Annotated in this window: 13 protein-coding genes; 5 read left to right on the top strand and 8 right to left on the bottom strand. The window is 69.7% G+C overall.

The features are described from left to right. Nucleotides 1–140: 140 nt before the first annotated feature. Genes AC1RAD_RS23990 through AC1RAD_RS23980 form a run of 3 tightly spaced genes read right to left on the bottom strand, consistent with a single transcriptional unit; the run spans nucleotide 141 to nucleotide 4,190 of the window. Nucleotides 141–1,658, bottom strand: a complete 1,518-nt coding sequence (locus AC1RAD_RS23990; protein ID WP_492737565.1) for a class I adenylate-forming enzyme family protein — start codon at nucleotides 1,656–1,658, stop codon at nucleotides 141–143. A 17-nt stretch (nucleotides 1,659–1,675) separates the two neighbouring features. Continuing rightward, nucleotides 1,676–3,316: an acyl-CoA dehydrogenase family protein gene (locus tag AC1RAD_RS23985; protein WP_492737563.1), complete on the bottom strand. Its 1,641-nt coding sequence runs from the start codon at nucleotides 3,314–3,316 to the stop codon at nucleotides 1,676–1,678. Between the two features lie 37 nt (nucleotides 3,317–3,353). Beyond that, a complete protein-coding gene (locus AC1RAD_RS23980) occupies nucleotides 3,354–4,190 on the bottom strand; it encodes a thioesterase family protein (RefSeq protein ID WP_492737561.1) in 837 nt (278 codons plus the stop codon). A gap of 72 nt (nucleotides 4,191–4,262) precedes the next feature. Here AC1RAD_RS23980 and AC1RAD_RS23975 point away from each other — a divergent pair, with 72 nt between their 5' ends. Then, on the top strand, nucleotides 4,263–4,895 hold the full coding sequence (locus AC1RAD_RS23975; protein ID WP_492737559.1) for a TetR/AcrR family transcriptional regulator: 633 nt from the start codon (nucleotides 4,263–4,265) through the stop codon (nucleotides 4,893–4,895). A gap of 9 nt (nucleotides 4,896–4,904) precedes the next feature. Here AC1RAD_RS23975 and AC1RAD_RS23970 read toward each other — a convergent pair whose 3' ends face one another. From AC1RAD_RS23970 to AC1RAD_RS23960, 3 genes are all read right to left on the bottom strand, one after another. Then, a complete protein-coding gene (locus AC1RAD_RS23970; RefSeq protein WP_492737557.1) occupies nucleotides 4,905–5,078 on the bottom strand; it encodes a hypothetical protein in 174 nt (57 codons plus the stop codon). Nucleotides 5,079–5,173: 95 nt separating this feature from the next. Continuing rightward, nucleotides 5,174–6,055: an N-formylglutamate amidohydrolase gene (locus AC1RAD_RS23965; RefSeq protein WP_492737555.1), complete on the bottom strand. Its 882-nt coding sequence runs from the start codon at nucleotides 6,053–6,055 to the stop codon at nucleotides 5,174–5,176. Nucleotides 6,056–6,067: 12 nt separating this feature from the next. Then, nucleotides 6,068–7,030 carry a tripartite tricarboxylate transporter substrate binding protein BugE gene (locus AC1RAD_RS23960; protein ID WP_492737553.1) on the bottom strand — a complete coding sequence of 321 codons (963 nt, stop codon included), beginning with the start codon at nucleotides 7,028–7,030 and terminating at the stop codon, nucleotides 6,068–6,070. A 109-nt stretch (nucleotides 7,031–7,139) separates the two neighbouring features. Here AC1RAD_RS23960 and AC1RAD_RS23955 point away from each other — a divergent pair, with 109 nt between their 5' ends. Continuing rightward, entirely contained in the window at nucleotides 7,140–8,075 is a 936-nt protein-coding gene (locus AC1RAD_RS23955) for a LysR substrate-binding domain-containing protein (protein WP_492737551.1), read from the top strand. 4 nt (nucleotides 8,076–8,079) lie between these two features. Here the strand turns inward: AC1RAD_RS23955 and AC1RAD_RS23950 are convergent, their stop codons facing one another. Continuing rightward, the gene (locus AC1RAD_RS23950) at nucleotides 8,080–9,057 is read right to left on the bottom strand and encodes a tripartite tricarboxylate transporter substrate binding protein (RefSeq protein ID WP_492737549.1); all 978 of its coding nucleotides are present in this window, start codon (nucleotides 9,055–9,057) and stop codon (nucleotides 8,080–8,082) included. A 6-nt stretch (nucleotides 9,058–9,063) separates the two neighbouring features. After that, nucleotides 9,064–12,033, bottom strand: a complete 2,970-nt coding sequence (locus AC1RAD_RS23945) for a DNA topoisomerase III (RefSeq protein ID WP_492737547.1) — start codon at nucleotides 12,031–12,033, stop codon at nucleotides 9,064–9,066. 84 nt (nucleotides 12,034–12,117) lie between these two features. On the opposite strand from AC1RAD_RS23945, the gene AC1RAD_RS23940 reads away from it, so the two are divergent. From AC1RAD_RS23940 to AC1RAD_RS23930, 3 genes are read left to right on the top strand one after another with little or no spacing between them, the layout of a single operon-like run. After that, a complete protein-coding gene (locus tag AC1RAD_RS23940; RefSeq protein ID WP_390347754.1) occupies nucleotides 12,118–12,846 on the top strand; it encodes an SET domain-containing protein in 729 nt (242 codons plus the stop codon). 2 nt (nucleotides 12,847–12,848) lie between these two features. Then, nucleotides 12,849–13,664: a biotin--[acetyl-CoA-carboxylase] ligase gene (locus AC1RAD_RS23935; RefSeq protein WP_492737545.1), complete on the top strand. Its 816-nt coding sequence runs from the start codon at nucleotides 12,849–12,851 to the stop codon at nucleotides 13,662–13,664. A gap of 8 nt (nucleotides 13,665–13,672) precedes the next feature. Then, complete coding sequence (locus tag AC1RAD_RS23930) at nucleotides 13,673–13,873, top strand: sporulation protein (protein ID WP_159274165.1); 201 nt, start codon at nucleotides 13,673–13,675, stop codon at nucleotides 13,871–13,873.

Here is a 13,873-nt window from a genome sequence, read left to right as displayed (position 1 = left end):
CAGGCCACCGGGTACTTCCCTCCGCGAATGTCCCCCGGCCTTCGGCCTCCTCCTTGATTTCGCTGCGGGAAGCACCCGGTGTCCTGCGCACGGGAAGCAGCGCTGGCGTGCGGCCGATCAACGACCGCACTGTCCAACGCTCAGCCCGCGTCGCGCAGCAGGTGCTTGAGCAGCTTGCCCGTCGCCGTGCGCGGCAGGCTCTCGCGCACTTCGAAGATGCGCGGAATCTTGTAGCGCGCCAGCCGGTCCTCGAGAAAACGCACCAGCTCGCGCGCCTCGAGCGCGCGCCCGCCGCGCGCCACCAGCACCGCTGTCACGGTCTCGCCCCACTCGGGGTGCGGGCGGCCGATGACGGCCACGTCCTGCACGTCGGGGTGGGCGCCCAGCGCGTCTTCCACTTCTTTCGAATAGACGTTCTCGCCGCCCGTGATGATCATGTCGCGCAGCCGGTCGACGATGAACAGGAAGCCGTCTTCGTCCACCCGCGCGAGGTCGCCCGTGCGGTACCAGCCTTGCGCGTCGAAGGCCTCGGCGCTCGCCTGCGGGTTGTCGAGGTAGCCCTGCATCACGGCCGGCGAACGCAGGTGGATCTCGCCGACCTCGCCCGCGCCGCAGCGCCGGCCGTCGGGGTGGCGCACCTCGATGGCCACGCCGGGCACGCCCGCGCGGCCGATCGAGCCGGCCTTGGCGATCGCGTCTTCCGGGTAGAGCACGGTGCCCAGCGGGCCCGATTCGGTCATGCCGTAGACCTGCACGAAGCGGTCGCTGCGGTAGCTGTCGGCCAGCTTGCGCGCCATGTCGGCGCCGAGCGGGCCGCCGCCGTAGGCCCACAGGCGCATCGCGCTGAAGTCGTAGTCCTGCACGTCGGGCACCACCGACAGCGGCGCCAGGAAAGCGATGGGTGCGCCGAAGGTGAAGGTGATGCGCTCCTCCGCCAGCGTGTCGAGAAAGGCCTTGGGCGCGTACTCGCGCAGCAGCACCACGGTGCCGCCCATCAGCAGCGTGCCCAGCAGCCAGTTGTTGAGCGGCGACGAATGCCACACCGGCATCGCGACCAGCGTGCGCTCGTTGCGCGACAGCGACATGCCCGCCGCCGTGCACACCGCCGCCATGAAGACGTTGCGGTGGCTGTGCAGGCAGCCCTTGGGCTTGCCGGTGGTGCCCGAGGTGTAGAGCACCTGGGCCAGCGTGTCGGTGCCGGGCGCCGGGGCGTCGTCATCGCCGAGTGGCGCGGCCTGCGCCGTCAGGTCGTCGAAGATCGGCAGGCCATCGGCGGCGCTGTCGGTCGCGAGCCAGTCGCAGCGGTGCGCGATGCGTGCGGCGAACTGCGTGGCGAGCGTGCCGTCGGACACGCACAGACGCACGCCGGCATGGGCCAGCACGTAGTCGATCTCCGGCGCCTGCAGCTTGTGGTTGACCGGCACCACGGCCGCGCCGAGGCGCCAGGCGCCGAACATCGCGGCGACGAAGCCGACCGTGTTGAAGCACAGCAGCGCGACCTTGTCGCCAGGGCCCACGCCCTGGGCGCGCAGCACGGTGGCGGCGCGGCGCGAGAGCTCGGCGAACTCGGCGTACGTCCAGGCGCGGCCTGCGGCGCGCAGGCATTCGTGGTCAGGCTGGGTGCGGGCGTGCTGGTCGAGCAGGGAAACGAAATCCATCCGTGTCGGCTCCGTGCTCAGTGCCAGGCGGCGCGCACCAGCGCGCCGGGGTCGCTGGTGCCGGCGCTGATGCCGGTCACTGGGCCCCAGTCGGGATCGAAGCGGCTGGACACGAACGCGGCCGCCGCGAGCGGGCTCGCGTGCTGCAGCATCAGGCCGGCCTGCGCCGCGCGCACCAGCCGCTGCGTGAAGCGGCGCGCCTGGCGTTCCAGGTCCTGCGGCGCCAGCTGCACCATCTGGCGCAGGGCCTGCACCTCGGTCTGCAGGCGCGCTTCGCCTGCGGTCACTTCCTGCAGGTGGTCGAGCACGAGGTGCGCGTCGTCGGGGTTGCGCGACACGGCGCGCAGCACATCGAGGCACATCACGTTGCCCGAGCCTTCCCAGATCGAGTTGACGGGCGCCTCGCGGAACAGGCGGCCCATCGGGCCGTCTTCCACATAGCCGTTGCCGCCGAACACCTCCATCGCCTCGCCGGTGAGCGCCACCGCGCGCTTGCAGTTCCAGAACTTGGCGGCGGGCGTGAGCAGCCGGCGCCAGGCCGTGTCCAGCGGCGCGGGCGAGCCGAAGCGCGAGGCCAGCTCCATCGCCAGCAGCGTGGCGCTTTCGGTTTCCAGCGCCATGTCGGCCAGCAGCTCGGTCATCACCGGCTGGTCGACCAGCGCCTTGCCGAAGGCAAAACGGTTGCGCGTGTAGTGCAGCGCCTGCGCGAAGCCCTGGCGCATGAAGCCGGCGCTGGCGAGCGCGCAGTCCAGCCGCGTCACGGTGGCCATCTCGATGATGGTCGGGATGCCGCGGCCCTCGTCGCCCACGAGCACGCCCCAGGCCTCCTTGAACTCGACCTCGCTGCTGGAGTTGGAGCGGTTGCCGACCTTGTCCTTCAGGCGCTGGATGTGGATCGCGTTCTTGCTGCCGTCGGGCCGCCAGCGCGGCACGAAGAAGCACGAGGAGCCGTGCTCGTCGGTCTTGGCCAGCACCAGGTGGCCGTCGCACATCGGCGCCGAGAAGAACCACTTGTGGCCGGTGATGAGGAACTCTTCGCCCCACGGGCCGCTGCCGGCCGGCACGGCGCGCGTGGTGTTGGTGCGCACGTCGCTGCCGCCCTGCTTCTCGGTCATGCCCATGCCGACGGTCATCGAGGTCTTGCCCTCGAGCGGGATGTCGCGTGGGTCGTGCACGTGGGCGGCGAGCTTGTCGCGCAGGTCGGCGTACAGCGCGGCGTTGCGGCGCATCACGGGGATGCAGGCCTTGGTCATGGTGGTCGGGCAGGTGGAGCCCGACTCGATCTGGCTGTGCATGTACAGCGAGGCACCGTAGCCCACCCAGGCCGAGGGCCGCTCGTCGAAGAACGGCAGGTTGGCGATGCCGTTGCGCCGCGCGATCGACATCATGGTGTGCCACGCGGGGTGAAACTGCACGCTGTCGATGCGCGTGCCGGTGCGCGAGTGCGTGTGCAGCTCGGGTTCGTGGTGGTTGGCGTCCTCGGCGGCGCGCAGCGTGGCCTCGGCGCCGTACTCGGCGCCCTGGCGCACCAGCTCGTCGTCGCGCCAGGCGGCGCCGCCGCGCCCCACCGCGCCGCGCAGCGCGGGGTCGCTGGTGTAGACGTTGTAGTCCTTGAGTTCGGGGACCTGGTTGTCGGGATGGATGCCGGGAATGGTCATGGCGTTGTCTCCGTGAAGCGGTGAAAGAGGGGCGTGTTCAGGCGGCGGCGGCGCGTTCGCGCACCACCAGCGTCTGGGTCGCGAGGCCGATGAGGCCGCGCGTGTCGTACAGGTGGGACACGGTGAGGCCCGCGCCGCCGGCGTGCATCTCGGTGCTGGCGCGCAGGCCGATCCACTCGCCTTCGGGCACGCGGAACAGGTTCAGGCTCAGGTCGGCGTTCGAGAACAGGAAGTCGGCGGGCGACAGCACCCAGCTCAGGCCGTTGCCGAAGTCGGCTGCCGCCGCCGCGCGCATCGCGGGCGAGGTGGCCACGCCGCGCACCAGCGGCACCGCCAGCCGGAACCACGCGGCGCCCGCGCCGGGCTGCGCGATGTCGCCCTGCGCCAGGCGCGATTCGACGGCGGTCTGGTGGAACGAGAGGCCGTCGGGCAGGCCGGGAATGCGCAGCCGCTCGGTGCAGTCGTCGGGCAGCGGGCGCAGTTCGCGCGGCGCATCGCCCGCGGGCAGGTTCGCCGGCAGCGTCAGCGGCGAGGTCTTCAACAGCAGCGCGTGCGCGCGGGCCACCACGGTGTCGCCCGCGAGCAGGTCGATGCCCACGCGCACCGTGGCGCGCGAGGCCTGCGACTGCGTGCGCGTGGCCAGCGGCGCCACCGGCACCGGCTTCACCAGCTCGAGCGTGAGCCGCGCCAGCTGCCAGCCGGGGCCGGGCGCCGCGCGTTCGGCGATGTGCGCGAGCAGCGCGGCGGGTGCGCCGCCGTGCTGCGCGCGCGGGTCCCACGGGCCGCGCGAGAGCGCGTCGGGTAGCCACGCATCGCCCTCGCCGGTGTAGACGGCGGGGGGCGTTGTCTCGGGGGCGCGGTCGGGCGAGGTCATTGCAGAATGCCTTTCGATGGGATCAAAAATTCTAGGAACAACCCGCCCGCGAGGTGTTCGGGTTCGGCGGCCATGACCGGCGCCCGCGCACCCGCCGCCGCCCCGAGGAGGAAGCCGCGCCAGTCCCGTGCGCGTCACACCTCGCAGGCGCTGCAGGAAGCCTTTGTTCGGCTTTTGGTCGAGAAGGGCTACGCCGCCATCACGATCCGCGAGATCGTGGCCGTGGCGGGCACGGGCCTGGGCAGCTTCTACGAATACTTCGAAAACAAGGAAGACCTGGCGCGCGTGTGCCTGCACCTGCGCTCCAAGGCGCTGCTGCTGGACATGCGCGCGGTCGTGGCCGCGAACGAAGGCCGGCCGTGGCGCGAGATCGTCGACGCGGTGATCGATGCGCAGCTCGACGCGCACCGCACGCAGCCTGTGGCCTGGGGCGCGCACTACCTGCTGGAGCGCCACCTCTCCAGCCCCGAGGCCTACCGCAAGATGTACGACCGCTTCGTGGCCGAATGGGTGGGCGTGCTCGACGCGGCAGGGGATGTGGGGGCCGACGCCCCGCAGAAGAAGGAAGCGGCGCGCGTGTGCCAGACCATCATCTACGGCCTGGTCGCGCACACCCACATCGGCACGGGCGGGCGGCCCGACCTGCAGACGCTGTCACGCCAGTTGCGCGATGCGCTGCGGGGCTACCTGGCGACGGTCGCCTGAGGCTCTGGCTCAGCGCGACGACTTGTTCGTCGTGCCGCTGACGCCGGCGTCGATGGTGCCGAACACCGTCACGCCGCTGCCCGATGAAGACGAGGAAGAAGACGGCGACGGCGCGGTGCCGGCGCAGCCCGAGACCAGCAGACCGGTCGCAAGGACGGCGAGGGCGGCAAGGATCGACTTCACGGCAGGACTCCAGAAAACTAAGGACGTCCCACTATAGGCCGGGGCCCCCGGCCGCCCTGTAACAAAGACACCAGCCCCTGCAGGGGCGGCGTTGTTCAGCCTGCCACGCGCGGGTCGGTCGCCAGCAGCATCTCGACCATCGAACGCAGGTCGGCCTGCAGCCGCGTGGCGCCGGCTTCGTCGAGCGCCAGCGTGGCCTCGTCCATGTAGAGCTTGCGGTTGATCTCGACCTGGATGCTGTGCCGGTTCGCCGCCGGGTCGCCGTGGCGGCGCACCAGCTCCACGCCCTTGTACGGGTGGTTGTAGTCCACGCTGTAGCCGCATGCGCGCAGGTGCGCGCACAACTTGTGCGACAGCGCCGGGTCGGCCGTGCTGCCGTCGCGGTCGCCGATCACGAAGTCGGCGTGCGCCAGCCCCGGGAAGTCGGTGGCGTGGCTGCCCGCGATGGCGGGCATCGAGTGGCAGTTGATGTGGATGCTGTAGCCGTGCCGCGCATGCGCTTCGTCGATGGCCTGGGCCACCGCCGCGTGGTACGGGCGCCAGCACTGGTCGATGCGCTGGCGCACCTCGGCCACCGTGAGCGGCCGGTCGTAGATCGGCAGGCCCTCGTCGGTGAGCTTCCAGATCAGGCCCTTGCCCAGGCGCACCTTGGACAGCACGCGCGGGTCGGTCGACACCGGGTCGGTCCACGGGCCGTCGAGCATGGTGGTGTCGACCTCGGTCATGTCGCGGTTGGCGTCGAGGTAGCTGCGCGGAAAGTGCGCCTCGATCCAGGCGGCGCCCATGTCGTTCGCGAAGGCGTAGAGCCTCTCGACGTGGGTGTCCTCGGCCCGGCGCAGCGTGGCGAGCTCGCACACGGGCCGGAAGTCCTCGGGGTAGACGGTGCCGCTGTGCGGGGAGTCCAGCACCAGCGGGGTGTGCCCGGCGACGCTCGTCACCTGGGCGCGGGTTTGAATCAGTTTCAGGACTGGATGCATAGGCGGTGTCGGTCAGTCCAATCGGATGCGCGCGAAGGCGGCCACCTTCTTCATCTTCTCGATCTCGCTCGCGATCTGCTTCGTGAACTCGGCCGGCGTGGTGCCCGAGGCGTACAGCCCCTGCAATGCCAGGCGCTCGCGCACGGCGGGGTCTTTCAGCGCCGTGGCCACGGCCTGCTGCATGCGCAGCACCAGCTCGGGCGGCGTGCCGGCGGGCGCGATCATGCCGAACCACGACGGGTCGTTGCTGGCCGCGTAGCCCAGCTCGCCGTAGGTCGGCACTTCGGGCAGCACGTCGAGGCGGCCGCTCCAGGACACGGCCAGCGCCTTCAGCTTGCCGGCCTTCACGTGCGGCAGCGACGAGGCCACCTGGTCGAAGTACACCGGCACCTGGCCCGCGAGCACGTCGTTGATGGCCGGGCCCGCACCGCGGTAGGGGATGTGCACCATCGAGGTTCCGGTGCTGCTCTTGAACAGCTCGCCCCACATGTGGCCGATGGTGCCGTTGCCCGGCGAGGCGTACGACACCTTGCCGGGGTTGGCCTTCAGGTACTTCACGAGTTCCGCGAAGCTGCCGACGGGCAGCACGGCCGGGTTGATGACGATCACGCCCGGCGCCTTCACCAGCTCGGTCACGGCGGCAAAGCCCTTGATCGGGTCGTAGGGCAGCTTCTGGTACACGGCCGGGTTCACGCCGTGCGTGGACAGCGTGGCCACGCCGAAGCTCAGGCCGTCGGGCGTGGCGCGCGCCAACTCGGCCATGCCGATCGAGCCGCCCGCGCCGGCGCGGTTGTCGATCACCACGGGCTGCTGGAGGATCTTGGCCAGGGGCTCGGAGAGCACGCGGGCCGTGATGTCGGTGGCGCCGCTGGGTGGGAAGGGCACGACCAGGCGGATCGGCTTGCCTTGGGCAAAGGATATTCCTGGCGCGAAAGAAACGGCAGCCAGGGTGGAGAGGAAATGACGACGTTGCATGAGGGTTCTTCCAATGGAACGATGAGTGAATGTGCAAAGCTGCAGCTCACCTGAAGCAAAGGATATACCCGATATCATTCCAATCTGGAATGACTTGATGGGCTCCCCCATGCCGCTGCGACGCCTCAACCCGCCCCTGAACCTGCTGCGCGCCTTCTCCACCGTGGTGCGCTTCGGCGGCGTCTCGCGCGCGGCCGAGGCGCTGCACCTCACGCAGGGCGCGGTGAGCAAGCAGGTGCAGGAGCTCGAGCGCTGGATCGGCGCGCCGCTGTTCGAGCGCAGCCGCAAGCGCCTGGCGCTCACGCCCGCCGGCGAGCGCTACGAAAAGGCGGTGCGCGCCCTGCTGGCGCAGCTGGAGGCGGCCACGCTGGAGCTCATCACCAGCGGCGACGGCGGCGGCGCACTGCATTTGTCGACCCTGCCCACCTTCGGCGCCAAGTGGCTGATTCCGCGCCTGCCCGACTTCCAGCAGCGCCACCCGCAGATCACGCTGCATTTCGTGCCCTTCGTGCACGGCTACGACTTCGAGCGGCCCGAGCTCGACTGCGCCATCCTGTTCGGCGACGGCCACTGGCCCGGCGCGCGCTCGCACTACCTCGCGGGGCAGGACGTGGCGCTGATCGCCCCACGCGCCGCGCAGGCCGAGGCCGCCATCCGCACGCCGCAGGACGTGGCGCGCTGCACCCTGCTGCGCCATGTGAGCGTGCCGCAGTCGTGGCTGCACTGGAGCGAGGCGCACGGCGTGCGCGGGCTCGACCCGCTGGCCGGGCTGCAGTTCGACCAGTTCCAGACCATGATCCGCGCCGTCATGGCCGGCATGGGCGTGGCGCTGGTGCCGCGCTGCCTGGTGCAGGACGAAATCACGTCGGGGCTGGTGGAAGAGCCGCTGCCCCACGGCGGCTACCGGGGCAGCGAGGGCTACTGGTTCTGCTACCCCGAGGGGCGCGGCCAGCTGGCCACGCTGGATCATTTCCGCCACTGGCTGCTGGCCGAAGTCGACCGCAGCGGGGAAGCGATGGCGCTGCCGTTGGCTGCGCCGGCCTGAGAAGTTACTCGGGCTTCGCGCCCGAGGCCTTCACCGCCGCACCCCAGAGCCCGATCTCGCTCGCCACGAAGCGGTCGAACTCGGCGCCTGTCGTCGGCGCCGGCTCGGAGCCCCGGTCGCGGATGAAGCGCGCCATCTGCTCGCTCTTCAGGATGTCGGTCACTTCGTGGTTCAACCGCGCCACGATCTCGGGCGGCGTGCCGCGCGGGGCCATCAGGCCGAGCCAGCCGACGGCTTCGAAGTTCTTCGTGCCGGCCACGCCGCTCTCGCGCACGGTGGGCACCTCGGGCAGTTGCGACGAGCGCGTGGCCGACGTCACCGCCAGCGCAACCGCCTTGCCTGCCTTGATGTGCGGCAGCGCGGCCGTCACCGAGTCGACCATCAGCGGCACCTGGTTGCCCAGGAAGTCCGCCTGCGCCGGCCCGCTGCCCCGGTACGGAATGTGCGTGATGAACACATGCGCCGCCGATTTGTACATCTCGCCCGACAGGTGCTGCGTGCCGCCGATGCCGGCGCTCGCGTAGCTGAGCTTGCCGGGCTCGGCCTTGGCGCGCGCCGTGAGCTCGGTCAGCGTGCGGATGCCGCTTTCGGGCGTGGCCAGGAACACCAGCGGCACCTTCGCGATGAGCGAGATGCCGACGAGGTCCTTGCGCGGGTCGAAGCCCGGCTTGGCATAGAGCGTCTGGTTCACCGCCATCGCGCTGCCCGCCACCACCAGCGTGTAGCCGTCGGGCGGCGCGCGCACCACGAACTCGGTGCCGATGTTGCTGCCCGCGCCCGCCTTGTTGTCGACGATCACGGGCTGGCCCAGCCGCTTGCCGAGCTGTTCGGCGAGCGCGCGGGCAAAGATGTCGGTGGCCTGTCCGGGTGGGAAAGGCACGACCAGCTTGACGGGCTTGTCAGGCCACGCGGCGGCCTGGGCCAGGCCCGCGCCGCCCAGCAGCGCGGCGGCGCACAGGGCCGCGAGGTGTCGGCGCTGCATGCGTCGTCAGGCCGCGTCGGGCGCCGAGAGGTGCTTGCCCACGATGCCCGCGAGTTCGAACATCGTCACCTGGTCTTTGCCGAACACGGGTTTCAGCTTGGCGTCGGCGTTGATCGCGCGCTTGTTGGTCGCGTCCTGCAGGTTGTTGGCCTTGATGTAGTCCCACAGCTTCTTGATGACCTCGGTGCGCGCCACCGGTTCGGCGCCGATCACCGCGGCCAGCGAGTCGCTGGGCTTGAGGCCTGCGCCGGGCTTGCGCGGCTTGGCTGCCTTCTTCTCGGCCGGTGCCTTCTTGGCGGCGGGCGTCTTCTTCGCCGCGACCTTCTTGGCGGCCGCGGTCTTGGCCGCCGGCTTGCCGAAGGTCTTGCGCGGCGGGAACTTGCTGCCGCCTTCGCGCGGCGCGAACTCGAAGGTCACCTTGCCTTCTTCGGCGTTCCACGTGAGGAAGGCCTTGAAGGCGCGGCGCGTGCGCATCGACACGAACTTGTCGAGCAGGTCGGTCTTGCCGGTGGCGAGCAGCTTCTCCATCTGGTCGCGCTCGACCGGCTGCTGCAGGATGATCTTGCCGGTCTTGAAGGTGCAGCTCGGGGTCGGCTGCTCGTTCGTCGGCACCGACTTCTCGCAGACGTAGTTGCTGCCGTGATCGAACACCGGCGCTCCGCACACCGGGCACGGGCCCACGGTGTCCTGCTGGCTGAAGTCGACGATCTCGCCGCTGTCTTCATTCTTGTCGTCGCCGAAGTCGAACTCGAGCTTCCAGTTCTTGGCTTCTTCCCCGTCGTACTTGAGGATGATCTCGGCCGTGAAGGGCCAGCCCGCCTTGGAGCGGAAGCCCTCCAGCGGGCCGATGTGCTTGTTGGCCAGCAGCTGCTCGGCCTCGGCCACCTCGAAGGTGCGCCCGGCCGGCGACTTGCCGAACGAGAAGCCGCAGGCGTCCTCGCCCGTGCCGCTCTTGCCGGTGCAGCCGTAGCGGCGGTAGTTCTCCTTCACCACGCCGCCGCAGTTCGGGCAGGGCGTGGCGAGCGTGGCGTAGTCGCCGGGCACGGTGTCGCGGTCGTACTCCTTTGCCTTCTTGACGATGTGCTCCGTCATCTCGGCGATCTCGCGCATGAAGGCGTCGCGGCTCAAGGCGCCCTTTTCCATCTGCGCGAGCTTGTATTCCCACTCGCCCGTGAGCTCGGCCTTGGAGAGTTCTTCCACGCCCAGGCCGCGCAGCAGTGTCATGAGCTGGAAGGCCTTGGCGGTCGGGATGAGCTCGCGGCCTTCGCGCAGCATGTACTTCTCGGCGATCAGCCCTTCGATGGTGGCCGCGCGCGTGGCTGGCGTGCCCAGGCCCTTTTCCTGCATGGCCTCGCGCAGCTCGTCGTCGTCGATGGTCTTGCCGGCGCCTTCCATGGCGCCCAGCAGCGTGGCTTCCGAATAGCGGGCCGGCGGGCGCGTCTTCAGGCCCTTGAGGTCGGCCGACTCGGTCTGCACGATCTCGCCCGGCTTCACCGGCACGAGGCGCTTGCCGTCCTTGTCGTCTTCCTTCTCGTCGTCCTGGGCTTCCTTGCCGTAGATGGCGAGCCAGCCCGGCTTCACCAGCACCTTGCCGTCGGTGCGGAAGGGGTACTTCTTGCCGCCCTGCTCCACCGTGCTGATGCGCGTGGTCACCTGGTGCTCGGCGCTCGGGAAGAACACCGACAGGAAGCGGCGCACCACGAAGTCATACAGCTTCTGCTCGGCTTCGCTCAGCCCGCTCGGGGCCTGCAGCGTCGGGATGATGGCGAAGTGATCCGACACCTTGGCGTTGTCGAAGATGCGCTTGTTGGGCTTGACGTAGTTGCCGTCGACCGCCTGCTGCGCGAACGGCGCCAGGTGCTTCATGCCGCTGCCGGCGAGCATCTCCATGGTCTGCTTGACGACGGGCAGATAGTCTTCCGGCAGCGCACGCGAATCGGTACGCGGGTAGGTCAGCGCCTTGTGGCGTTCGTACAGGCTCTGCGCCAGCGCCAGCGTGGTCTTGGCACTGAAGCCGAAGCGGCCGTTGGCCTCGCGCTGCAGCGAGGTCAGGTCGAACAGCGCGGGCGAGGCCTGCGTGGTGGGCTTGCTCTCTTCGGTGACCGTGGCGGGCTTGCCGCGCGAGGCGTCGGCGATGGCGCGGGCTTCCTGCTCGGACCACACGCGGTCGGCGCGCTGCTCGGCATCGGGTTCGCCGTTGGCCAGCAGCGGCGCGTTGGCTTTCTTCCAGTCGGGGTTGAACCACTTGCCCGGGTACTGGCCGGCCTCGGCCGCGAAGCTGCCGTGGATTTCCCAGTACTCGCGCGAGACGAACTTGCGGATCTGCTCCTCGCGCTCCACCACCACCGACAGCGTGGGCGTCTGCACGCGGCCCACGGTCGTGAGGAAGAAGCCGCCGTCGCGCGAATTGAATGCGGTCATGGCGCGCGTGCCGTTGATGCCCACGAGCCAGTCGGCCTCCGAGCGCGAGCGCGCGGCGTCGGCCAGGCCCTGCATCTGCTTTTCGGTGCGCAGCGCATCGAAGCCGTCGCGGATCGCCTGCGGCGTCATCGACTGCAGCCACAGTCGCTTCACGGGCTTGCCCAGCGGGCTCTTGCCGCCGGCGTACTGCTCGATCAGGCGGAAGATCAGCTCGCCCTCGCGGCCCGCGTCGCAGGCGTTGATGAGCTGCGTCACGTCCTTGCGCTTGGCCTGCTTGACCACGGCGTTCAGGCGCGTCTTGGTCTTGTCGACCGGCTTGAGGTCGAAGTGCGGCGGGATCACCGGCAGGTTGGCGAAGCTCCACTTGCCGCGCTTGACGTCGAATTCCTCCGGGGCCTGGATCTCGACCAGGTGGCCCACGGCGCTGGTCACGACGTAGGTGTCGTTCTCGAAATGCTCGTCATGTTTGTCGAACTTGCCGGCCACCGGCGTGAGGGCCCGGACGATGTCCTGGGCCACCGACGGCTTTTCTGCGATTACCAAAGTCTTTGTCATCTGAGGGCTCTCTATACTCTGCGGCTTCCGCGTGCGCACGCGCGCACACGCATGTGTGCATATTCAACCTAACAGACTTCGGCGATGCCTTCCAAATCCCCACTTTCCGCCGGCCGCGACAAGGAAGCCGCCCCCGTGACCGAGCCCGAGGCGCGCTCCGCCGCCACGCGCTCCGGTGGCCGGCGCATCCAGATGCGCCGCTCGGACGTCCACGGCAACGGCGTGTTCGCCCTGCAGGACCTGGCCGAAGGTGAAACGCTGATCGAATACAAGGGCGAGGTCATCAGCTGGAAAGAGGCGCTGCGCCGCCATCCGCACGACCCGACCCAGCCGAACCACACCTTCTACTTCCACATCGACGACGGCCGCGTGATCGACGGCAATGTGAAGGGCAACGACGCGCGCTGGATCAATCACTCGTGCGAGCCGAACTGCGAGGCCGACGAAGTCGATGGGCGCGTTTATATCAAGGCCCTGAGAAACATCGCCGCCGGCGAGGAACTGAACTACGACTACGGCCTGATCATCGACGAGCCGTACACCGAGAAGCTGCTGTCCGAGTTCCCGTGCTGGTGTGGTTCCGAGATGTGCCGCGGCACGCTGCTGACGCCCAAGGACGAGGACGAGGAAAAAGACAAGAAGAAAAAGAAGAAGGCCAAGAAAAAAGCCGAGAAGAAGAAGGCCGAGGCCAAGGAAGCGAAGAAGGCCGAAAAGAAAGCCGAGAAGAAAAAATCGGACAAGAAGGCCGACAAGAAAAAGGCCGACGGCAAGAAGAAGTCCAAGGGCGACGCCCCGGCCGCCGCCGGAGACTGACGATGGCCACGACGCCGGCCAGCGCCTGGTTCGAAGACCGGATCGCCGCGACGGTCGCGCCGCTGCTGCCCGGCTTCGCGGTCGAGGCTGTGGCCGAAATCGATTCCACCAATACCGAGCTGATGCGCCGTGCGCGCGCCGGCCGCACCGACCCCGTGCTGCTCGTGGCCGAGCGCCAGACGGCCGGGCGCGGTCGCCTCGGCCGTCCGTGGCAGAGCGCGCAACAGCCCGAGGCGCCCGCCTCGCTCACCTTTTCGCTCGGCATGCCGCTGGCGCCGGCCGACTGGTCGGGCCTGTCGCTGGCCGTGGGCGTGAGCGTGGCCGAAAGCCTCGACCCGACGGGCGCGCACCAGGTCGGCCTCAAGTGGCCCAACGACATCTGGGTGAACGACCGCAAGCTGGTCGGCATCCTCATCGAGACCGCGATGCCGCAGACCGCCCGGCCCGATGCCGCGCGCTACCTCGTGGTGGGCATCGGCATCAACATCGGCCCGCGCGAGGGCGACGGCATGCGCACGCCGCCGGCCTGGCTGCGCCAGTGGCAGCCCGACGCGTCCGCGCCCGAGGTGCTGCTGTCGCTGGCCGAGCCGCTGGTGCGCAGCGTGCTCGCCTTCGAGGCCCACGGCTTCGCGCCTTTTGCCGAACGCTTTGCGGCGCGCGACGTGTTGCGCGGGCGCGAGGTGACGCTCAGCGACGGCACCGCCGGCCTGTGCGAAGGCGTGGCCTGGGGCGGCGAGCTGCAGGTGCGCACCGACGCCGGCCTGCAACTGATCTCGAGCGACGAGGTGAGCGTGCGTCCGCGCGGCATGTCTTTCTGAGCGAGGGCATGAAGCTGCGCCTGGTCCTCATCGCCCTGCTCGCCGCCAATGCGGGCTACTGGCTGTGGACGCGCGGCGACCTGGCCGGCTTCGGGCTCGCGCCCGCGGCGCTCGACGAGCGCGAGCCGCAGCGCATGGCGCGGCAGATCCACCCCGAGTGGGTGCAGATCCGCAAGGAAGCCAAGCCTTCGGGAACGCCCGCGCCCTGA

The sequence above is a fragment of the Variovorax sp. GW823-FHT04B03 genome (genome assembly GCF_058796495.1).
The sequence above is the reverse complement of the archived record's forward strand: the minus strand, read 5'-3'. Positions and strand labels throughout refer to the sequence as shown.